Here is a 23,259-nt window from a genome sequence, read left to right as displayed (position 1 = left end):
GCTAACGTTTTACCTTTAACTGCCAATACTAATAAAAAAACCCGGCGCAAGGCCGGGTTTTCGATAACAGGTTTACTACATACGGTAGCGGAAACCCAGTGCAAAAGTTCTGCTGTACAATGCGCTTCCAAAATTATGCGTACTTGGGTACTCATAATAACTCTGATAGATTTCCTCTGTCAGATTCGTCGCATCAAAGGTCACCGTCAGGTCTTCTGTTGCATCATAACTCAACTGGAAGTCCATAGATTTTTCAGGTTCTCTGTATACGCCCAATGGGTTTGCGAACAAACGATCTTCATAGTTATTGAGGAAGTCGTCACGCCATACATAGGATAGGCGCATGCTCAGTTCTTCATTATCGTAGATAAGTATCGCTGAGTACGACGTATCTGACACACCGAAAATTGGGCGAGTGTCATAGCCATCAATTCCACCATCTTCGTTGAACAATGGAATATCTTGTTCAGAATCAAGAATAGTATAGCTGGCCTGCACACCTAGACCATCCAGCATACCCGGCAGGTTTTCCGGGAAGTACACAGTACCCAGTTCCCACCCATCTAACTTGCCGTTAGAGGTATTGGCCGGTTTTGAAACGATGTAAGTGCCTGGGGCATCGTCAGTTGGCCCCTGATATTGCTCAGCCACGATTGAGTCAAATACGATACCTTCAATATCGCGGGTGAAGTATGTTGCGTATACCGAGCTTTCCGGCGCGAAATACCATTCCAGGGCAAAGTCCCAATTCTGTGACTCGACAGGTTCAAGGTTCGGGTTTCCGCCCGTACCAGTACCGTAGCCAACGTCTGTCAAGTCGGGCTGATAGCTGGTGTAGGCATTTAGCTGCTCAAATGCAGGACGACGAATCGTTTCTGTGTAAGCCACTCGCGCCATCAGGTCGTCGGTAAGATGATAACGAGCAACCAGACTCGGTAACAATGTATTATCATCACGCTCTGCAGTGCTTTGCGGCGGCAACGTAGGGTCAAGAGTAAAGAAGGTCATGTCAGCTTCGTTCATTTCATAACGTAAGCCAATCTCACCATCTAATACTTTGCCAAATAGCTCAGTGTTATATTCTGCTTCGGCATACAAAGCGATGGTGGTTTCTTCGATATCAAAATTAGTTCTGATTCTAGGTGCGTCTTGGCCAAACTGATCCTGATATATACCCGTTAACCCAGATAGTTCACGATATCTGTCACGGTTAGCAAAAGCATAGTAACCATCAGCTGCTACCCAGGATTCTGGGAATGTGGCATTACCATCGAAAAAGTTTTCATTTCGATACTGCAGGTTTTCATCATAGTCGCTTAACAGACCACCGATTACACCGCCGGTAAAGTCGTAATTACCCTGTTCTGCGGTTCTACGGTCTACGAAACTACCAAATTGTACTTTAGTGAAAAACGCGTTATCAACAAAATACTCGGCATCGACCGTCCATGTTATTGAGTCACCTTCCGACGATGAGCCATTCTCAAATGTTTCACCAACGTTATAAAGTGACGCGTTTGTTGGATCAGAATTCTCGTACACTAACGAAGGGATGTCGTTACCATCATTAGTTTCAACATAAAGACGCGGCTGCGATGTTGTTCCCCGAACAGCGAAGAACTCAGTAGTAAACTCAGACTTTTGATAATAAACCTCAGACTTCACATTTAAAAAGTCATTGATCTGCCAGTCACCGCCTAACGATAACAAATAGCTGTCAGTTTCACTTTGCGTTACATCACCAGAGGTAAAGTTAAACGCATTATTTACGTAACGCGATTCAATAATATTAGTGCCGTCGATTAGACCGACTGGATCATTAGGATCGACATCCCCCCACCAATCTACGAACTGAAAAAACAGTGAGTTGAAAGACTCTTGTTCATAGCCGTTATAAAAGCCTTCGAAGGTATAAGTCGAATAGTCGTTAGGCGCCCATTGCAGTGACAAATTGACCGCGGGACGTTCACGCTCCCCTTGAAAATCTGAACCGAATATTGCATCACGACTTAGGTAATAAGGTTCATCTGTACCATTGATGTTTAGCGTAGAGCCCGCTGCAAATGGCAAGCCGTTTTCCATACCAGGCGACCAGCATTGTGGAGAACATTGGTCTGGGAAAATACGTTCTAACGGCCCATAGCCAGAACCATCCAGTTTTTGCGCAGAAGGGTTTTCTGTCGCAAATGGCAACATAGCGCCTGCAGTGATGCTTTGGTCACGGAAATTAGTGCGCGTATATGACACGTTAAGCAGCGCGCCGAAATCACCGCCATCAACTTCCCAGGTATCCGTTGCAAGGAAGCTTAACTGCGGATCCGTTTTATCTGCCTGTTCCTGATGTATAGCGCGGCCGGCAAGTACAAACGTACGATCATCAAAGTCAAAAGGACGCTGTGTTTTCACATCAATCTGACCGGCAATACCGCTACCAATCTGCGACGCAGAACGTGTTTTATATACATTGACAGTTTTTAGCAAAGCAGCCGGGATATCTGCCAGAGCCACAGCACGGCCAGAAGCAGTAAATACGTTTCTTCCATTTATTGTGGTTGTCACGTCTGTTAGCCCGCGAACAGTGACTGTATTTACTTCACCAGAAGCACGGTCAGTTACCTGAATACCAGTAACACGCTGAAGCGCCTCTACAACATTGTTGTCGGGAAATTCACCGATATCTTCTGCAACAATAGAGTCAACAATTTGAACGTTCTGACGTTTAATGTTTATTGCTTTACTGAGACTGGCGCGAACACCAGAAACTTCAATAACTTCAACGTCCGAGCCGTCCTGGGTCGGGGTTGTCTGAGCATCCTGATCATCCTGCGCGAAGGCAAATTGGCAGGACATAGCAACGAGGACAGCACTGGCAAGGTGTGTTCGTTTAAACATACGTTTCTACTCCGGTTCTTATGGTCCTAGTCAACAACGTTCTGAACTTCTGTACAAGGCTTGAGTTTGAACTGACTTTATGTGTTTAAGGCCAGGGGCCCTACTGTTAATTATTTGTTATTCTGAGTTGATATTATTGTATTACATTTGAGCTGTCAATAATAAAACGTTAACGAATTTACGGATTTCATAACCTGAGATTGTCGCGTTAGTTGAAAGTAGAAAGAGCAGTGTTACCTACAGAGTTTGCACTGGGCTGAGCATTCTCTACTTCGAAATCTTATAGACGCAGCAGATAGCGCCTGCACTACAAGGTCTACGGCCCTTTGTCTGAAACTGAAAGAACGGCGAAAGCATGATAAGAAAGTGCACAAGCGATTGCCTGTCCCCAAACATATTGCTCATCGCCCTATTGTTAATACAATATTATATAAAAACGGTTTACATCTTACTTGATAGTACAATACTATTAAAAAGTATTTTACATTTCAGATGACAGTAGCGCGTGGTCGCTGTTGGCTCTATCGTAACGCAGCGAGGAATGAGAGATGAAAAAGCATTGGTTATGCGCCGCAGGAATTATGTTTAGCAGCCACGTAATGGCAGATAACCCTGTTATTAAAGAGGTTTTCACCGCGGATCCTGCGGCATTAGTCCATGATGATACGGTTTATCTGTATACCGGTCATGATGAAGCGCCGAATAACGATGTCTTTTTTGAGATGCACGACTGGCTCGCATTTTCCTCGACAGACATGGTTAACTGGAAAGCACATGGACCAATCATGAAGGCCACCGATTTTAAATGGGCCATAGGTGATGCCTGGGCATCACATATGATTGAAAAAGGCGGGAAGTTTTATTTTTTTACCACGGTAAGGCATAACGAAGAAAAACCGGGTTTCGCTATTGGCGTAGCTGTATCAGACTCGCCTACGGGACCGTTCAGAGATGCTATCGGCCATGCGCTTGTCACTAACGACATGACTACCCAAACACCCAACGACTGGGATGATATTGATCCGGCTATCTTTACCGAAGATAACGGCGATACTTATATGTTTTTCGGCAACCTGGTGCCCAAATACGTCAAGCTGACAGACAACCTCACCGCGCTGGATGGTGAGATCAAAGTCATTGATGTTCCGAATTTTACTGAAGCTGCGTGGGTACATAAAAAAGGCGAAAACTATTACTTATCTTATGCCTGTGAGTTTCCGGAAAAAATTTGTTACGCAATGAGCAAAAGCATTCATGGTCCATGGGAATACAAAGGTATTCTGAATGAAGTAGCAGGCAATACAGAAACCAACCATCAATCAATCATTGAATATAAAGGTAATGACTACTTTATTTACCATACCGGTGCCCTGCCCCCTAAGGGCGATCAACCAAGTGGTGGTCGCTTTCGTCGCTCAGTCGCAATAGACCCGCTTATTTACAATGATGATGGCACGCTTAAGCGTGTTGTCATGAGTACCGAAGGTATTACAGAACCCGCACAGGAGAAATAACATGCGCTTTTCAGTCTTAAAAGCCTCGTTACTGAGCGTGGCGTTGTCGACGGGTGTAGCGACTGCAGCTACCCATCAGGTCACCGTTTCAGCTGACTTAAGTAAGCAGGGACCGGTCATAAACAAAGATATTTATGGCCAGTTTGCTGAGCACTTGGGCAGAGGTATTTATGAAGGATTATGGGTCGGCCCGGACTCTTCTATACCCAATACAAAGGGCTTTCGTAACGATGTCATTAATGCGTTGAAAGAGATGGAGGTGCCTCTGGTACGCTGGCCCGGAGGCTGCTTTGCCGACGAATACCATTGGCGTGATGGCATTGGTCCCAAAGATGAAAGACCTGTCAAAGTGAATACGCACTGGGGCGGCGTTGAGGAAACCAATGCAGTAGGCACCCATGAATTTTTTGATTTAGCCGAGCTACTTGGTGCCGAGGTTTACATTAACGGTAATCTGGGTAGTGGCACTGTCAGAGAAATGGCTGAGTGGATGGAGTATATGACCTCCGACAAAAACTCCACACTGGCCAATCAAAGACGCGCTAACGGACGCGATAAACCCTGGGACATAAAGTATTTTGGTATCGGCAATGAATCTTGGGGCTGTGGTGGTCACATGGAGCCTGATTACTATACGGATCTATATCGTCAATACGCGACGTTTCTAAAAACACCACCGGGAAAAAAACCATTGTTAGTAGGTAGCGGCGGGCATACTGAAGATACCCAGTGGACCGATGTTTTGAGTAAAAACATTGAGCGTGATATGGATGGTATCAGTTACCATTTTTACACCCTGCCTAACGATGAATGGGAAACCAAGGGTCACGCTACTGAGTTTGATGAAAAGATGTGGTTCGCCACTCTGGAACGCACGTACCGCATGGACGAGTATCTGAAAAACAATATTGCTATTCTGGATAAAAATGACCCTGAAGGTGAGCTCGGGTTTTATGTTGATGAATGGGGTACCTGGTATGATGCTGAAGAAGGCCGTGAACCCGGCTTTTTATATCAGCAGAATACCCTTCGTGATGCGGTCGTTGCAGCAGTTAATCTGAATTTATTTCATGCGTATGCCAAGCGCGTGCATATGACCAATATTGCGCAGATGGTTAACGTTCTTCAGGCGATGATTCTGACCGACGGCCCGGATATGCTTAAAACACCGACCTATCATATATACGATATGTATAGCGTGTTTCAGGATGCCACTTCCATTCCCTTAACGCTGGATGCTCCTGACTACACCATGGGTGGTAAGGCCGTTCCAGCTGTCACAGGCTCGCTGGCGAAAGGTAAAGACGGCCGCACCTACCTGGCTCTGGTCAACCTCGATCCGAACAATAGTGCGAGTATCAAGCTGGATGTTTCAGGTGGGTTAGATGAAACACTCAAAGGTGAAATTCTGACTGCCGCAGAGATGACGGCTAAGAATACCTTCGATAATAAGGATGCTGTAACACCAAAGGCATTTGAAGCTACTGCAGATGACTTCACACTACCAGCAAAATCAATCGTAGTGGTAGCGCTTTAATAATTTCCCGCCAAGGCTGAAATGGTTTTCATGTGGCCATTTCAGCCTTTTATTCGTCTCGCGAAAATATTACTCCGAGATAGAAACTCGCCTTTTTGCTTTAACCATTACTATTCCCCGAACACCACTTAACAATACAGTTGGTATCTCTATAGGAAATTATTGCAGGTACAGGCCGCTGCAGTGGCTGAGGAAACGCTATTGAGTACATCGGCAAGTTCTAATGTTGATGGTAATGCATGTACTCGTATAGCGTCTGCCAGCACGACTACCAATGATCTCGATTTGGATGTGCTTAATACTAACTTTCTTTCGCTTGTCACTGAAACCGCTGTGAACGTTTCATCTTCGACAATCTATTCGGAAGCTTCGGTTAGCGGAGATTACGGCAGCCTGAATGCAATGGGTACATCCTATGTTGAGGATTTATCAATAAACCTTTTCGGGCTGGGTGAACTGGATTTAGCATCGTTAGGATTACAGGTTGACGCTGACTGCCTGATTCAGACGTCACCGAACTTCGAAGTATTGAATGTGAGTGGTATTGCTGGTTTAAACCTTATTCTGAATGAACAATATGGCGAATGTACAGATATGTTCTGCTCCATGGGGGTAAATGCGTTACGGTTAAGCTTTAATGCTGTAGATCTAACAGGTCTGGGCCTCAATATTGGTAACCTGGATGGCTTATTAAATGGCGATATCGTCATCGGTCATTCTTATGCCGAGTTAACAGCGCAGATTAATGAAGTACCTGCTCCGGCAACGCTGGGCATTTTCAGTCTGGTCATGCTGGCATTAGGCTTATCGAAGCGTAAGTCAAAATAGCAAAACTGACGGCAGAGCCCCTCTCTGCCGTTTTCTTCTCTTTTTAAAGCCAGTTAGCTTTATTTCTTTTTTGTTCGATCGGTTAATAATTATATTCCACGATATTTTACTGCCGAGCTACAGTCCCCGGCCCCTAGTCTCTTATTAATAATTCTACCTGCTGTTCATCTTATGTGATTGGTAACTCAACATTTTTACTTTAATTCCTCTCCAGCACCTCTTTGTTCATACAATTAAATGTTATAATATAACATTTCATATCAAATAAAATGTGTCTTTGGGTTTACAACATGTCCGATGTGGTTATCGAAGCTTCGAATCTGTGTGTGAAGGTTCGCTCCAGAAAAATACTTAATAACGTTTCATTTTCAGCTAAAGAAGGCGAGGTAATTGCGCTTCTGGGGGGGAATGGTGCAGGTAAATCAACCACCGTGAAAACCTTTTTGGGGTTGATGAAGCCCTCCTCCGGTGAGGCAAAGCTGATTGGCCAGAATATACATACCTCATCTGAATTAGTTCGTGAGAAGGTCGCTTATCTGCCTGAGTCAGTTATGCTCTATGGTCACCTGACGGCTTTTGAAAACATCCGGTATTTTCTTTCTCTTTCCGGAAGGCCCAAAAGCGATGACGCCATAGCTTCATCGCTTAAGCGGGTTGCTTTACAAGAGTCTGCCTGGCACACGAAGTTTGACAGATATTCCAAAGGGATGCGTCAGAAAACAGCCATTGCACTGGCGCTGTTACGTGATGCACCAATTTTATTTCTGGACGAACCTACATCGGGCCTGGATCCGGTGGCGATTGATGAATTCAATCGCCTGATATCTCAGCTTTCTGCACAAGGCTCCACAATCCTTATGGTTACCCATGATGTTTACGGCGCGTGTCATGTCGCTAATAACATCGGATTGCTGCGGGATGGACAGATTGTCGGCATGTTTGAAGCCCCGGAGGAAGGCTATATCGATTCGGAAGTTGTTCATGAGGCATTTATTCGGGATGCCAGGCTATGAGCAACAGAATTCTGATTATTGCGCGCGACGAGTGGCGGTATTGGCAACGCTCGCGCTTATCTTTAGCCGTAATTGTTATTGCGCTTTCACTGGTAGCAGCCTCAGTCTGGATTACCAGAACATCCAATAGCGATACTGCCCATCAGCGTGAGCATATGCAGTCTGAGGCCGAGCACAACTTCAGGGATCAGCCAGACCGACATCCACACCGAATGATTCATTATGGTCACTATGTATTTCGGGGGTTACCACCATTGGGCACACTCGACCCTGGTATCGATGCTTTGACCGGTAACACTGTGTTTTTGGAGGGGCATCGTCAAAATTCTGCAACACTGGCGGACAAAAAACAAAGCAGCGGGCTGACCTGGATAAGCGCGCTAACACCGGCTTTTGTTATGCAAGTCATAGCGCCGATGTTGCTCATCATTCTGGGTTTTAGCACAGTAACCCGGGAACGGGAAGCTGGTACCTTGGAATTTCTCAATGTTCAGGGCGTATCTCCACTCACGCTACTTGCCGGAAAAGGTCTGGCACTTTTCTCTGCAGCGTTGGTTATCAGCACACCATTATTGGTTGGTGTATTGATCAGCATGACGGATGGCGCTGCCATACTACCTGCAATTACCTTTATCGCCAGCTACTGGATCTATCTGCTTATCTGGTCTGCAATCGTGCTTCCGATATCAGCCTTTACACGTTCCAATACGCTGAGCTTCAGTGGCTCACTCACACTTTGGATGCTGCTATGTTTAATCATACCAAGGATTGCCAGCAATACCGCCAGCGTTGTTATTCACTCGCCGGGTAAGTTAGAAACGGATTTTGCAGTGCTGCAACAATTGCGCGAGATCGGTGATGGTCATAATACCAGCGGCCCGGCAAACAGCGCCTTAAAAGCAAGCTTACTGGCTAAATACAATGTGGAATCTGTTGACGAACTGCCCGTTAATTTTAAAGGCATTGTTGCCCAACAATCAGAGGCAAACCTGACGAAGGTGTTAAACCAATTTGCCCAAAAGCAAATGCAGCAGCAAACAGATCAGGCTGACATTTATCGTCATTTCGGATGGCTGTCGCCCATGATTGCTATTCAGAATGCGTCTATGACTCTGGCGGCGACTGACCTTACAAATTATCACTTATTCCTTCGTCAGGCTGAGAAGGCACGGTTCGACTTTGTTCAGGCGTTAAACAAACTTCACGCTGAGGGAATGACGCTGGAACAGGACTCGAACAAGTACCGCAGTAACGCTGCTAAGAAGGCCGCAACAGTGAGCGCTGATAACTGGCAAATGCTATCTCAGTTTTCATTCACTCCTTTGGAATCCGGTGCGCGACTTCACAACAGCATGATGGCATTAGCGCAATTAATTATGTTGTTCGGCGCGTTGATAAGCACCCTTCTATTTTTAGGTAAACGATTATGAGCTGGGCAGATATTCGCCGCGAAGTATTATTTTTGATTCGCAGAAAGAGTGTTGTCGCGTTATTGGTTATCGCTACCTTACTGTCGGTGTTTGCAGTATGGACAGGTAGTGTTGAGGTGGCACAACAACGAGCGACCATCGAACGACTAATTGAGGCTGACAAACTGGACAGAAGTGCCGTTTCAAAGCAATACAATGATTACGGCTATATTGCTTATTATACGTTCCATCTGACTTATGCGCCGCCCTCCCCGCTTGCTTTTGCAGCGTTGGGCGTCAGAGACGTATATCCATGGAAGCATCGGATCCGAATGCTGGCGCTGGAAGGGCAGATTCACGAGTCTGATACGCAAAACCCGGAATTGGCACTGGCAGGCAAAATTGACTTTACGTTTGTTGTGGCAGTTTTTGCACCACTACTGCTGCTTCTATTGCTCCACGATTTGCGGGCCAGCGAACGGGCAGCGGGTCGCTATGCCTTTTTAATGGTGACCCGAAAACATCGTTACAATTTATGGCCGCTGCGCACTGGTATTATGGTAGCTCTGTTATGGCTGGCGCTTGTTTTGCCTTTTATTGTAGGCGCAGTTGTTAATGGAGTCTCCGCCGGCCTGACACTATTGGTAGCCGTAGTCGTTGCAGCATACCTGTTGGGATGGGCAGCACTTTGTTATTGGATCTCGCGCGTAAACGCCACCGCCCCGGTATTAGCATCCTGTATATTGGGTGTGTGGCTTCTGACCTCTTTCATTATTCCTTCTGCAGGTAATGTGTTTATTAAAGATTATTACCACGGACCGCAGGGCGGCGCTGTGCTGATGACTCAGCGTGAAGCAGTAAACGCCGCATGGGATTTGCCCCACGAAACCACTATGACTGCATTTTTGAAAAATCATCCGGAATGGACAGGGAAAACAGAAACCAGCAGCCTGTTTGAATGGAAATGGTATTACGCGTTTCAGCAGGTTGGCGATGAGAAAGCTTTGCCCCTGGCACAGGCCTATCAGCAGACAGCGCAAGACAGATATCAGGCAGCAGGATGGGTAGCATTATTGTCGCCCGCGACCTTGCTTCAGCGTCAGCTTACTCGTTGGGCCGAAACTGACGCTACTGCTGCCTGGCAATACAACGATCGCGTTCGAGCTTTTCACGCTGAATTACGTCACTTTTATTACCCGTTGTTGTTTGGTAATGCTGACTACGATGAGGCTGCATTAAAAAAACGCCCTGAATTCGACCTCGATAAAAAAGCAGATCGATAATTACGATGCAGCAATAGCAAATAAGTCGCCGCGGGCTTAATAGCAGTCCGGGCGTTAATAAAAATCACCGTCGCTCATTATTGGTTTATTTCATTCTCACGATCCTGGCGGCACTGGCCGCTTAGGACTTCATCATCACAAACAAGGTTTATTCTACATGCGAAACGTACCGCCACTGCGCATATTAAAGAAATACATGTTCATTCTGCTCTGCGCTTTTTATTCCCAGGCAGAAGCCAAAGATAGTTTTGAACTGATGGGAGAGACAACAGAACCGGGCGAAAAGCGAGCCTACATCGCTTCACACAATGATATAAAATTGCCGGTGACGGTTGTTAATGGCGCAAAATCAGGCCCCACTTTACTATTGGCAGCAGGGACTCATGGCGATGAATTCCCCTCGATGTTTGCGCTACAAAGGCTGGCAAAAGCACTTGATGCATCAACAATAAATGGCACGGTTATCGTTTTACATCTTGCTAATCTGGACGGTTTTCACGGTCGACGCCTGGCACTCAACCCAAAGGATGAAAAGAACCTTAATCGTGAGTTTCCCGGCAGCCCAACGGGCACAGCGACGGAACAGATTGCTGACCTGCTGACCCGCGAATTTATCAGTAAAATCGATTTTTTTGTGGATATGCATTCAGGAAGCTCAAATCAGAAATTACTCAATCATGTTTATTCACCGTTTGTCGGCGACAAAAAACTTGATGCACTAACCTTTGATTTTGCTAAAGCCACAGGTATGCAACATATCGTTATGTACGGAGACAGACCACGGGATCCAGCTAATTCTGTGTCATTTCCCAACACTGCGATGACGCGCGGTATTCCCGGGCTGACCACCGAGATAGGCCATCTTGCCCAGCGCGATGAAAAGTCCATTGAATTTGCTTTTGACGTTACTAAAAACACAATGATATTTCTGAGTATGCTTCCCGGAGAACGTGCTGTTCATCCGAAACCGGTCATTTATAAGGACGTAAAGTATATAAAAAGTGAGCACGATGGTTTTTTCACCCCCCTAAAGACAATCGGTGACAAGGTGAAGCCCGGGACCAGGCTGGGTACCGTCACAGATTATTTTGGCAACATTCAGCAAACAATAACTGCCCCCACCCATGGCACTATTTTGATGATTAATGAAACGCCACCAGTCAAAAACGGTGAGTCGCCTGTGGCCATAGGCATCGTTCAAAAATAGTAGGTTCCCTCGCCGGGTATTTTGTTCAATTGGTACCCGGCTATTCTCGCATCTATCGGCACGGACAAAACCTGTGCTAATCCCTGCGCTGATAACTAGCTATCTTGAGATGAAATCAACAAATCAGAAGTTGATTATGGGTTGCCGCAATTGCCGAATGAAATGTTATATTATATCATTTAACTACTATTTTAATTATTTATTAAGCAGTTATGAAACCACCTGTTCTTTACTCTCTTATGTTTGTCTCCGCGTTCGCCAGCGCACAAAATCAAAATGCGGCCAGTAATGATGCTGTTGAAGACATCGAGCATATCGAGGTCCGGCAGCACTGGCAGCCTTTCAGAGGAAATGTACCGTTATTTGAAACGCCGCAAGCAGTAGACCGTATTAATGCAGAAACGCTGGATAATGAAGGAATTACGCGGTTTATTGATGCGCTGGACTTTTCGCCCAGTATCGTCAGACAAAATAATTCCGGCGGGATGTTCGATAGTTTTGCAATTCGTGGCTTTTCAGGCGATGAAAATAACCCTACCGGCTACCTGATTAATGGCTTTAACGTGCGCGGTTATAGTGGTAACCGAGGTACGGTAAACATTGAAACAGTGGAAGTCATGAAAGGCCCGGGTTCAGCGCTTTATGGCCAGGGTGAGCCAGGCGGGACTATTAACATTATCACTAAGAAACCACGCTTTGATGAGCAGGGATATATTCAGGCAACTGCTGGGAATTTTGATAAAAAGCTGCTTGAGTTTGACTATACCAACGGATTGAACAGGCAGAGCGCTTATCGCCTTACCGGCTCCTATGAAGATTCTGATACCTATCGAGATCAGGTTTATTTCAAAAACCTGACACTGAACCCTTCTTTTTTGTGGAATATCTCGGACTCGACGAATGTGTCCTACGAAATGGAAATTCTGGACCAGGAAAAGCCCTTAGATCGGGGCGTATTTGTTCTTAATGACGACTTGGATAATGTTGAGCCAGAAAGTTTTTATGGCGATGTTCGCGATGGCGCGCACGAGGTCAAAGCCTGGGGCCATCAGTTAGTTGCGAATCATGCGCTTAATCGTGACTGGCACCTGTTAGCAGGCCTCTACTACCGAGATTCATCATTTGAGGGACAATCCTCAGACACTGAGCTTTCTGATGGTCGCCAGTTATTATACACCGATCCGACCATTCTTTCCCGTCAAAGACGAACCCGTGACTATCAGGCGCGCGATTTGTCTACGCGTTTTGAACTAAGCGGCGAAGTTGCTCTAGGCTCCATTGTCAATAATGTGCTGATGGGAATAGATTATTACAATTATCATCTGGATACCGATTACAGACGGTGGCGTACAGACTGGGGCTCGCAGGACACGACGTACAGCATTGACCCTCAAAACCCAGATTACACGATTCCAAGACCTGACGTATCGCCAACAACGTTGACCGCAGAAAAGCAAACCGGTCAGGGTTTTTACGCCCAGAATCTGGCAGAGCTAACTAACAATACAAAATTTCTGATTGGCTTTCGTGTAGATAAGTTCGATCAGGAAATTCTCAATAAATTGACCGGATTATCGCAAGAGCAGGATCAAACTCAGTTCTCTCCACGGTTAGGTCTTGTTTACGATATCAACGATAGCGTTAATATCTATACCAGCTATGCACAAGGATTCAGACCTAATCCAGGGTTAGACGCTGACAGAAATGCCTTTGATCCTGAAGAGACAGTTTCCTACGAGCTGGGTGCAAAGTGGCAGAATGTCGGCGGGCGTTTCTCTGGCAGCATTGCTTTGTTTAGTGCAGAAAAAGAAAATATGCTTACCGCCGAGCCAAATACCGGCTTTTCAGCCACCTTAGGTGAAGTTGAAAGCCAGGGGATTGAGCTGCAACTTACTACCGATTTAACCGATAACACCCGGCTTGAGCTTGGCTATGCGTATACCGATGCGAAAACGGCTAATGAATCAATAAACTCAGACTGGGGCGTCACAATTCCAAAGGGTGCGCGACTCATTAATGTTGCCAAAAACGCGGGCTATATATCTTTGCAACATTACGCGAACATTATGTCTAAAGAAGTATATCTGGGTGCCACGGCACGTTATGTGGGCGACCGTCTGGGTGAGACCACGGACCCCGACTATATTCTTCCTTCATATACGCTGGTCAATGTATCAGCCTCTATGGTGCTTACACAAAATCTGAGTGTGAAAGTTGACATCAACAATGTATTAGATGAAGAATATTTTGAGAATTCTTATCACAAGTTGTGGACTATGCCAGGCTCGCCACTTAACTACACAGCCAGTGTAAAATATCAGTTCTGATCTTTTGGACATGCACTCCAGTCTGCTCCGGCAGGCTGGAGATACATCACATCCGGATAGAGTCGTACTCCACAGAAATTTTTCCTTGATACCAGAGACATCGTTAATACTTACTGCTGCCAGTAAGAGGTCAACATAAAAAAACCGCCCTAAGGCGGTTTTTTCCGTTCTATCAGCTATTACTGTGGAGACCTGAAGTGAAACACCTGACATTTTGTTTTCATATCAGGTTGTTGGGCAATGTTTGTACCTTCAGCCAGACCACAGTCCGACACACCCATTACCTGATTGTTATAGCGGTTGAGTAACATCACTCCCCCGCCCTCAGCAGGTCGGATTTTCCATTGCGCTGTCGCGGCATCACACTGAACCATAGACAGGTTGGCACCGGGTACTACCGCATTATCATCGGCGCCTACACAGAGGTTACCCTGCGCGTCCGTTTTTAAACTGACGTAGCCAGTATCTGTGGGGACTACGTTCCATTGCTGGTTGTCTTTATAGTCGAAAGCCTGCTGCTCAATATTGTTATTGTCTTGCGCCACGCTTACCGCTTTACCACTTTGCTGGCTAAGAATGACCACGTTTCCTACGGGACGAAGTTGCCATTGTGTACAGGCGCTGTCACTGTTTTGTTGCAACACCGCCTGATTAGCCGCGGCCGAGCACCCGGCAATTGCAAGCGGTTTTTCAGAGTAACGGTTGGTAATAGTAATATTGCCGTCAGTGCCACTTTGCAGCTTCCATTGCTGGCAAAAGTTATTGCGCCATGCGGCAGTCTGTACACGCGCGTTATCGGCGGTGGCACAATCGGCGACACCCAGGAATTTACTGTCTTCGCGATTTGCCAGTCTGACAAAGCCATCGGTAGTAGGATCCAGCACCCACTGGCCATTGGTCGCTGAACACTGGCGCTGTATTGCGCGGTTGTCCTGCGGATCGGGGGAAATATCAAGGCACAGCTCACTGGTAGCATTAACCAGGTGATAGCGCTGCCCTTGTACACGTGTCACCAACGGGCCGTTTTCACCTGATGGTGGTGGTACTACAACACCCGGCGTCAATGGCTTGCCAAAATCTGGCGTGCCATCATCGTTCCACTCAAATTTTTGAGCGCGTAGCGAGCGGGTTGCGGAGCAGCCGTGCTCAACGGAATCATTACCATGGTAGACCAACCAGTCTTCACTGCCGTCCGGTGAGGTGAAGAAGCCGTTGTGACCGGGCCCGAAAACCTCTTCTGTGCGCTCGAATACGGGTTCATCAAACTTTTTCCAGGCGCTGGCTTTCATAGGGTCATCCCCCACCAGCTCCAGCAATCCCAGTTTGTAATCCGGCGTATTACAGAAACTCGCCGAATATGTCATAAAGGTGCGACCATTATGCTGCAGAATTTCAGCACCTTCTGTGACCTTACGGCCACTGATCTCCCAGTCCAGTTCGGGACGGGTAATGATGGTATGGTCCTGATCTTTTTTCAGTGTCCACGGGTTCTCCATCTCAGCGATAATATTAAGCTGTTGATCGCCCTGCCACTGTGAGTAGATGACATATAATTTACCGTCATGCTCAAGGTAATTACCGTCAATATTCCACACATCAGGCATCAACGCGCCTTTGTACTGATAAGGCCCCATAGGGTCATCGCCGGCACTTTCCAGTACATTAAGATGCTGGTTGTCCAGCGTACCGTCCTTACCGGCGGTATACATCATATACCAGCGATAGCCGTCTGGCCCTTTCAGGCGGTGAAACTCAAACGCCCAGAAGTTACAACAGCGCTCAGGGTCGGTAGAAGACCATACATTGACCGGCGTTGCATCAGCCAACCCTGCCAGGGTAGGCGCTTTGCGCATCACCAGTTCTGAAGTCCAGGTGGTGGTGGTCAGATAATAATTACCGTCCCAATACTCCAGCCATGGATCGGCCCCATTGGGAAATAACGGGTTTGTAAACGTCCCGCTTTTACGGATATCCGACTGTGCGGTGCTTTGAGCTGTGTCGTTTTCTGTTGTTTTTCCGTTTGAAGCTGACTGGCACGCACTCAGGCCAGATAGTAACAACAGAACTGAGATAGCCTGAACAAAGTTTGTTTTCATGAGTATTTCTCTGTCTTAACAACCTTGTCTGTCGATTTCGATATCGGCAGACAAGGCATGAGTGATGCTGACTAGCGGGTGCCGAAAGCGTAAACGATACGGGTAGAATACACCTCGCCCGGATTTAATGTTGTGCTGGCAAAATTCGGCTGGTTAGGTGAGTCAGGGTTGTGCTGAGGCTCCAGACAAAAGGCACTACGTTTGTTGTGAACCATGCCGCTTTGTTTAGTGTTGCCGTCCAGAAAGTTGCCGGAATAAAACTGTACTGCCGGCTCTTCTGTCAGCACGGTCAGTGTGCGACCTGTATCCGGCTCGTAAACATTCGCAGCTTCCACCAACTCGCTATCCGGCGAATCTTTAATGACAAAGTTATGGTCATAGCCCTGTCCACGTGAAAGTTGCGTGTTGTCTGTTTCAATATCTTTGCCCATTGTCTTTGGCTGGGTAAAGTCAAACGGCGTACCTTTCACGGATTTGACCTCGCCCGTAGGTATTAACCCTTTATCAACCGGCGTGTAAGTATCACCGTTGATTTGCAGAACATGGTCAAGGATGCTTCCCTTGCCCTGCAGGTTAAAGTAGGTATGTTGTGTCAGGTTCACTATCGTCGGCTTATCTGTGGTAGCCATAAACGCCATGTCCAGCTTATTGTCGCTGGTCAGTGTATAAGTCACCTGTGTATTCAGAGTGCCCGGGTACCCCTGATCGCCATCCGGACTGATAAGAGTAAGCGTCACGCCTGCAGACGTTTTGGTAACGAAAGGCTCCATTTGCCAGACTTTTTTGTCAAACCCCTGTACACCACCGTGCAAATGGTTATCTCCGTCGTTTGTAGCAAGCTGATACTCAGTGCCATTCAGGGTAAACTTACCGTTTGCGATGCGGTTTCCATAACGGCCAATAATGGCGCCGAAATAAGGATTCGCGTCGACATAATCCTGCAGATTGTCCATTCCCAGCACAATATTTCCGGACTTTCCGTTTGCATCCGGTGTTTCCAGACGGGTAATAATACCGCCATAGCTGATGACATCGGCTTCAATACCCTGCCCGTTTTTTAACGTTACTTTATAAACCGGTGTGCTGTCTGGCATATCACCGTAATGGGTCATTTGTGCTGAAGGCTGGTTATTCATTGTATCGGCTCCGTGAGCATAACTCTGGCTGGAATAGAAGGTCAGTGTCAATGTGGCAGCAATGATGCCGCCGACTATACGATGAGAGGTTAAAAACTGAGGCCGCTGGGGCGCGAGGGCAGATAACACCATGACTTACAATTCCCTAATAAAATTTATACTTTTATATTACAAAATGAAGGTATATTGCAAGCCTAGTCAGATTTATCGTTTAACTTTTCCGTCAACTACCAGAAAGCACGCCATCCCGGCACGCTCTGCAGCCTGTCGACCTATGTCGGTATCCTCAAATACCACACACTCTTCGGGTTTAACATTCATGAGTCGGGCTGCTGTCAGAAAGGTTTCAGGATGCGGTTTACCGTGAGTTACATCAGAGGCGGTAACCATGGCATCAAGTTTATTAAGCAAATCGTGATGATTCAGCAAATGCTCTGCGTGTGGACGCTCCGAACCGGTACCAATCGCCACCTGCATCTTAGGGCGGTAGTGGTGAAAAATTTCAGTAGTCTCGGCGATCAGGGAGGGGATTAAATCCATGGTCTCCCACACCTCCCGCTTGCGCAGTGCGACATCTTCGGGGCTGTGATCACTACCATGTTTTTCATTGAGGATTTCTACGGTTTTACGGGTAGGCACGCCACCTAAGCCGTACATGTAATCGCGGTCGAACGGTATACCAAAGCTTTCACAGGTCTGCTTCCATGCTTCCATATGCGCTCCCATCGAATCAATCAGGGTGCCGTCCATATCAAAAATAATGGCTTTGTATGCGCTCAGGTCAATCAGATTTGTTGTCATCGTTTCCCACCATCAGGCTATTATTGCCTGAAAATTGTATTGAATTAAAAACAACAAAACTGACCACCAGGGCCAGTTCTGTTAACTATGACAAGTCAGGACCATCACCAGTTTTTGGTGACTGTCGGTGACTTACACCCCTTGTCTGAGCATGTAGTATGCCGCATTGTTGCGCAGTTCAGATTTTAGCCCACGAATCGTCGTATCCTGGTCTATGATGACGGTTTCAACGCCAGCCATTTCTGCATAATCGACAATCATGTCAGTGGTAACGGCCTGGCTGTACGCTGTATGGTGCGCGCCACCAGCGTGAATCCACGCGGCTGCTGCAACAGACAGGTTAGGCTTAGGCTCCCATAATGCAGACGCCACCGGCAAGTGCGGCAGTTCTGCAGGAGGTGCAACCGTATCCACCTCATTAATCAGGATGCGGAAACGATTCCCCATATCAATGGGAGAAACGTTAATAGCAGGTCCTGGTGTTGCAGTGAATAGCAGTCGGCCAACGTCACACTTTACACCGATTGTATGATGATGGACTTCCAATCTGGGTTTGGCTGACGAAATACTGGGACAAATTTCCAACATGTGAGCACCCAGTACCTGATCAGGGTCGCCCAGGTTATAGGTGTAGTCTTCCATGAATGAACAACCACCTTTACGTCCTTCGCCCATTGCCTTCATGATGCGAACCATCGCAGCGGTTTTCCAGTCACCTTCGCCGCCATACCCATAGCCTTTTGACATCAGACGCTGTGTCGCAAGTCCTGGCAGACCTGACAGTCCCGCCAGGTTTTCAAAGCAGTTAGTAAACGCCTTGAAATTGCCGTCATCTAAAAAGCGCTGCATGCCCAGTTCCAGACGTGCTTCGTTTTCAATCATCGCTTTGTGATGACTATCTTTCCAGGTGTCATTACTGATGATGTAATCATTGTGATATTCATCTAACTGCGCAGATACATCTGCCTCGGAAACCGCATCAACGCGTTCAGCAAGTTCAGCCGTACCAAAGGCATGCACTTCGTAGCCGAACTGGATCTGTGCTGCCACTTTGTCACCCTCGGTAACCGCAACCTGACGCATATTGTCGCCAAAGCGTGCAACTTTCAGCGTCTGGCTTTCATGCCAGCCAATCGCAGCGCGGCACCAGTCATCAATTTGCGCCAGCACTTCAGAGCGCTCCCAGTGACCAACAACTACCTTGCGTTCTTTACGCATACGCGTACCGATAAAGCCAAATTCGCGGTCGCCGTGGGCACTTTGGTGCGTGTTCATGTAATTCATGTTAATTGAATCCCATGGCAACGCAGCGTTGAATTGCGTATGCAGGTGCATCCACGGCTTTCTGAGCTCATTAAGCCCGGCTATCCACATTTTGGCAGGAGAAAACGTGTGCATCCAAAGAATCAGACCGACACAATTTTTGTCAGTATTTGCCTGCTGGCAGACAGCATGAATCTCTTCGGGCGATTTAACGACAGGCTTAAAAACAAGGTTCACCGGCAGCTTGCTGGTACCGTTCAGACCTTTAACAATGCCTTCACTGTCACTGGCAACATTTTCCAATACCTTCGGGCCGTACAGGTGCTGTGAGCCTGTGACAAACCAAACTTCTTTCGTCATCGTCGTCATAAGTAAATCCTCTTCAATTCTGCACGGTGCTTAGCTTTGCCCGTAATAGGCATTTTTACCGTGTTTACGTAAATAGTGTTTGTCCATCACAGCCTGCTTGAGCACGGCTGCGTGCGGATCCAACGTTCTTGTCAGGTAGGCCATCCGGGCAATTTCTTCCAGTAATGCAGCGTGATAAACCGACTGCGCTGCATCTTTACCCCAGGTAAAAGGCGCATGACCGGCCACAATCACCATAGGCGCAGCGTTAGGATCACGCTCTGCATAGGCGTCGGTAATCTGCACGCCGGTTTCTTCCTCATAGTCGCCGTTCACCTGATCATCGGTGAGGTCGCGTGTACAGGTGATATCACCATGCACATAATCAGCATGGGTTGTGCCCAGACACGGAATGCTCTGGCGAGCCTGAGCCCATGCGGTAGCATAAGTGCTGTGGGTATGGGTCACACCACCAATGCTGTCAAAGGCCCGATACAAATGCGTATGGGTTTTGGTATCAGACGAGGGGCGCATAGAGCCTTCCACTACCGTGTTTTCCAGGTCGACGACCACAATGTCTTCAGGCTTCATATCTTCATAAGCAACGCCACTGGGCTTTATCGCGACCACACCCTTGTCGCGGTCTATCTGCGATACATTGCCAAAGGTATAAATCACTAGATTTCTGCGCTGAAGCTCCATATTGGCTTCAAATACTTCACGCTTTAATTCTTTGTAACTCATGGATTACCTCCATCTACAAATTGTCCCAGTTGCGTGTACTTGTGATAAAGCACATCGTAAATCTGTGCGCGCTGCTCATTCGGTGTATATTGCTTACATACCGGCGATGCCATCACCGCCTGCGCAGCCTCAACAGAGTCAAATGCCCCCGCGGCCACGGCAGCCATAATGGCTGCGCCCAGTGCACAGCTTTGCTCGCTTTCAAGCACATCGATGGGACAATTCCAGACATCTGCACACACTTGCATGACATAGTCTGATTTTTTGGAAATACCACCAATGGTTACAACAGATTCGATGGGCACACCCTGTTGCTCAAACCGCTCGGTGATAGCGCGCGCGCCAAATGCGGTGGCTTCCACCAGCGCCTTAAACAACTGAGGTGCATCAGCGCCCATTTTTATACCGGCCATCGCCATAGCAACACTTTGATCAGCGTCTGGCGTACGACGCCCGTTTACCCAATCCAGCGCAACAATGTCGCTTTCTTTAACCGGCAACAGCGAGGCCGCATCCGATAAACGAACCAGGGCAGATTCTTCAATTTTTTCCACCAGCTCACGCTGGCCAGTCTCTGTTAGTTCACTCATCAACTGGCGTGTAGGCCATAAGACCACGTCTTTGAACCATGCGTACAGATCGCCAAATGCAGATTGTCCGGCTTCAAGCCCAATCATCTCTGGTACCACAGAGCCATCCACCTGACCGCAAATCCCTTTAACGCAGGTGTCACCAAGATGAGATTTAGAGGTCACAGTGATATCGCAGGTAGACGTCCCCATTACTTTGGTCAGTACGCCCTGACGTACATTTGCCGCCACGGCACCCATATGACAATCAAAGGCGCCATAACCAATCGCAATACCTTCAGGTAAACCGAGCTTTTCTGCCCACTCATTAGTTAGCGCGCCGGCTTTTTCATGGCTGGGTCTGGTATCGGCATTGATGTTATCCACCAACCCATCAAGTAACGGGTCTATCCCCGTGAAGAATTCATTTGGCGGGAAGCCGTCCCAGTGTTCGTTCCACATCATTTTGTGGCCGGTGGCGCAGCGTCCGAACGTCATTTGCGAAGGATGGGTTTTTCCACACATCAGCGCAGTCATCCAGTCACAATGTTCAACCCAGGCGTAGGTGGCAGCCTTCACGTCGGCATCGTTTCTGAAAATGTGCAGCGCTTTCGCCCAATACCATTCTGAAGAGTAAATGCCGCCCATGTAAGCCAGATAATTGATATCGTTATTGTTGGCGGCCGCGGTGATTTCTTTAGCTTCCTGTAAGGCGGTATGGTCCTTCCACAACACAAACATGGCATTCGGGTTTTCAGCAAACGCATCGGTCAGCGCCAGAGGCGTGCCTTCTTCATTAACGGCAACAGGTGTAGAACCGGTGGTATCGAAACTCATGCCGATGACATTATCGGCGGTGCCAGCTGGCACTTTTTCCCATAACCCACGCACCACGGCGATAAGGCTATCAATGTAGTCCTGAGGATGCTGGCGATATTGATCTTCAGCAGGTACACAGTAACGTCCCTGCGACCAGCGCGGATAGTTTATTTGATGACTGGCAAGTTCGGCGCCGGTGCTCACGTCCACCAGAAGTGCACGTACTGAGTCCGAACCATAATCCAATCCCAGCGAATAGCGAGACATAGAGACCCTTTTCGATGAACTGTTAACAAAATTAGTCACAACATTTATTTGTATGATAATATCAACAATACCGAATTGTAAAGGTAATATAAAAAGATTATTAACAGGATGCGCTCGCTGCGCGAGACAGTATCCGGCTAGCCTGCCTGCAGTTCGTGATTTGGGATAGCTTTACGAAGTACCCCGTCATTTAACCCTGACACGTTTTATGGAATGCATATGCCGACACAGTTAGAACAGTTAAAAACCATGACTACCGTGGTTGCGGATACCGGTGACTTTAATGCGATCGAGCATTACCAGCCGCAGGATGCTACGACCAACCCCTCGCTATTACTAAAAGCAATGCAGTCAGATGCTTTCAGGCCTTTAGGTGTAGAGGCGATGAACTGGGCGCGTCAGCAGAATTCTGCCGATGACGTTGTTGCGCTGGCAACAGATAAACTGGCAGTGATGATTGGATGCAAGTTGTTAGAGCAGGTACCGGGGCTGGTGTCCACCGAAGTGGATGCGCGCTTGTCCTTTGACACCATGGCGACAGTGGAGAAGGCGCTGACACTAATCTCGCTGTACGAGGAAGCGGGCGTTGATACATCACGGGTTCTGATAAAAATTGCTGCGACCTGGGAAGGCATTCAGGCTGCGCATATTCTCGAATCCAAAGGTATACGCTGTAATGTTACATTAGTGTTCTCTTTTGCCCAGGCGCGGGCGAGCGCTGAGGCGGGTGTTTACCTTATTTCACCTTTCGTAGGTCGTATTCTTGACTGGTACAAGGCAAATGTTCCCGATCAGGATTACAGCGGCGCAAACGATCCGGGCGTGGTTTCGGTTAAGGCTATTTATAACTACTTTAAGGAACATGACTTTTCAACAATTGTGATGGGCGCCAGCTTTAGAAATACCAGCGAAATACAGCAACTGGCAGGATGCGACCGGCTGACGATAGGGCCGGCGCTGCTGGAAGAACTGGCACAGTCTGACGCGCCGCTTGAACAGAAATTATTTACAGCAAAGCATGTTTCACCGCGCGATCCGGTACTCAGTGAGCAGACCTTCCGCTGGCAGATGAACCAGGACAAAATGGCCAGTGACAAACTGGGTGAAGGGATCCGTCAGTTTGCCGTTGACCAGGAAAAGCTGGAAGATCTGCTTATCGGACTCGTTGAGTAATCATCCTGTACACACAAAAAACCCGGCGTGAGC

16 protein-coding genes are annotated in these 23,259 nt (G+C 47.4%); 9 read left to right on the top strand and 7 right to left on the bottom strand.

What is annotated here, in order from left to right; genetic code table 11:
* Positions 1-75: 75 nt before the first annotated feature.
* Positions 76-2,892 carry a TonB-dependent receptor gene (locus tag FBQ74_RS03100; RefSeq protein ID WP_139755272.1) on the bottom strand — a complete coding sequence of 939 codons (2,817 nt, stop codon included), beginning with the start codon at positions 2,890-2,892 and terminating at the stop codon, positions 76-78.
* A 548-nt stretch (positions 2,893-3,440) separates the two neighbouring features.
* Here FBQ74_RS03100 and FBQ74_RS03095 point away from each other — a divergent pair.
* From FBQ74_RS03095 to FBQ74_RS03060, 8 genes are all read left to right on the top strand, one after another.
* Entirely contained in the window at positions 3,441-4,406 is a 966-nt protein-coding gene (locus FBQ74_RS03095; protein WP_139755271.1) for a glycoside hydrolase family 43 protein, read from the top strand.
* Between the two features lies 1 nt (position 4,407).
* Positions 4,408-5,943: an alpha-N-arabinofuranosidase gene (locus FBQ74_RS03090; protein ID WP_139755270.1), complete on the top strand. Its 1,536-nt coding sequence runs from the start codon at positions 4,408-4,410 to the stop codon at positions 5,941-5,943.
* Between the two features lie 162 nt (positions 5,944-6,105).
* Positions 6,106-6,771, top strand: a complete 666-nt coding sequence (locus tag FBQ74_RS03085) for a PEP-CTERM sorting domain-containing protein (protein ID WP_139755269.1) — start codon at positions 6,106-6,108, stop codon at positions 6,769-6,771.
* Between the two features lie 290 nt (positions 6,772-7,061).
* Positions 7,062-7,784, top strand: coding sequence for an ABC transporter ATP-binding protein (locus FBQ74_RS03080; RefSeq protein WP_139755268.1), 723 nt, complete (start codon positions 7,062-7,064; stop codon positions 7,782-7,784).
* Positions 7,781-9,214 carry a DUF3526 domain-containing protein gene (locus FBQ74_RS03075; RefSeq protein ID WP_139755267.1) on the top strand — a complete coding sequence of 478 codons (1,434 nt, stop codon included), beginning with the start codon at positions 7,781-7,783 and terminating at the stop codon, positions 9,212-9,214. Before FBQ74_RS03080 ends, FBQ74_RS03075 begins: the two co-directional genes overlap by 4 nt.
* Entirely contained in the window at positions 9,211-10,476 is a 1,266-nt protein-coding gene (locus FBQ74_RS03070; RefSeq protein WP_139755266.1) for a DUF3526 domain-containing protein, read from the top strand. Before FBQ74_RS03075 ends, FBQ74_RS03070 begins: the two co-directional genes overlap by 4 nt.
* Before the next feature lie 157 nt (positions 10,477-10,633).
* Positions 10,634-11,683: a succinylglutamate desuccinylase/aspartoacylase family protein gene (locus FBQ74_RS03065; protein WP_232371964.1), complete on the top strand. Its 1,050-nt coding sequence runs from the start codon at positions 10,634-10,636 to the stop codon at positions 11,681-11,683.
* A 212-nt stretch (positions 11,684-11,895) separates the two neighbouring features.
* Positions 11,896-14,010, top strand: a complete 2,115-nt coding sequence (locus FBQ74_RS03060) for a TonB-dependent siderophore receptor (protein WP_139755265.1) — start codon at positions 11,896-11,898, stop codon at positions 14,008-14,010.
* Positions 14,011-14,189: 179 nt separating this feature from the next.
* On the opposite strand, the gene FBQ74_RS03055 is transcribed toward FBQ74_RS03060, so the two are convergent.
* The 6 genes from FBQ74_RS03055 to FBQ74_RS03030 all read right to left on the bottom strand — a co-directional run bounded on the left by FBQ74_RS03055 (position 14,190) and on the right by FBQ74_RS03030 (position 22,053).
* Positions 14,190-16,106: a family 43 glycosylhydrolase gene (locus FBQ74_RS03055; protein ID WP_139755264.1), complete on the bottom strand. Its 1,917-nt coding sequence runs from the start codon at positions 16,104-16,106 to the stop codon at positions 14,190-14,192.
* 71 nt (positions 16,107-16,177) lie between these two features.
* The gene (locus tag FBQ74_RS03050; RefSeq protein WP_139755263.1) at positions 16,178-17,374 is read right to left on the bottom strand and encodes an aldose epimerase family protein; all 1,197 of its coding nucleotides are present in this window, start codon (positions 17,372-17,374) and stop codon (positions 16,178-16,180) included.
* A gap of 72 nt (positions 17,375-17,446) precedes the next feature.
* Positions 17,447-18,031, bottom strand: coding sequence for an HAD family hydrolase (locus tag FBQ74_RS03045; protein WP_139757864.1), 585 nt, complete (start codon positions 18,029-18,031; stop codon positions 17,447-17,449).
* Positions 18,032-18,175: 144 nt separating this feature from the next.
* A complete protein-coding gene (gene araA, locus FBQ74_RS03040) occupies positions 18,176-19,675 on the bottom strand; it encodes an L-arabinose isomerase (protein ID WP_139755262.1) in 1,500 nt (499 codons plus the stop codon).
* Positions 19,676-19,705: 30 nt separating this feature from the next.
* Entirely contained in the window at positions 19,706-20,398 is a 693-nt protein-coding gene (locus FBQ74_RS03035; RefSeq protein WP_139755261.1) for an L-ribulose-5-phosphate 4-epimerase, read from the bottom strand.
* A complete protein-coding gene (locus FBQ74_RS03030) occupies positions 20,395-22,053 on the bottom strand; it encodes a ribulokinase (RefSeq protein ID WP_139755260.1) in 1,659 nt (552 codons plus the stop codon). Before FBQ74_RS03030 ends, FBQ74_RS03035 begins: the two co-directional genes overlap by 4 nt.
* 219 nt (positions 22,054-22,272) lie before the next feature.
* On the opposite strand from FBQ74_RS03030, the gene tal reads away from it, so the two are divergent.
* Positions 22,273-23,226, top strand: coding sequence for a transaldolase (gene tal, locus FBQ74_RS03025; RefSeq protein ID WP_139755259.1), 954 nt, complete (start codon positions 22,273-22,275; stop codon positions 23,224-23,226).
* Positions 23,227-23,259: the final 33 nt, after the last annotated feature.

The sequence above is a fragment of the Salinimonas iocasae genome (genome assembly GCF_006228385.1).
In the GTDB taxonomy this organism is placed as follows: Bacteria; Pseudomonadota; Gammaproteobacteria; order Enterobacterales; family Alteromonadaceae; genus Alteromonas; species Alteromonas iocasae.
This window is presented reverse-complemented; position numbering and strand designations above follow the sequence as displayed.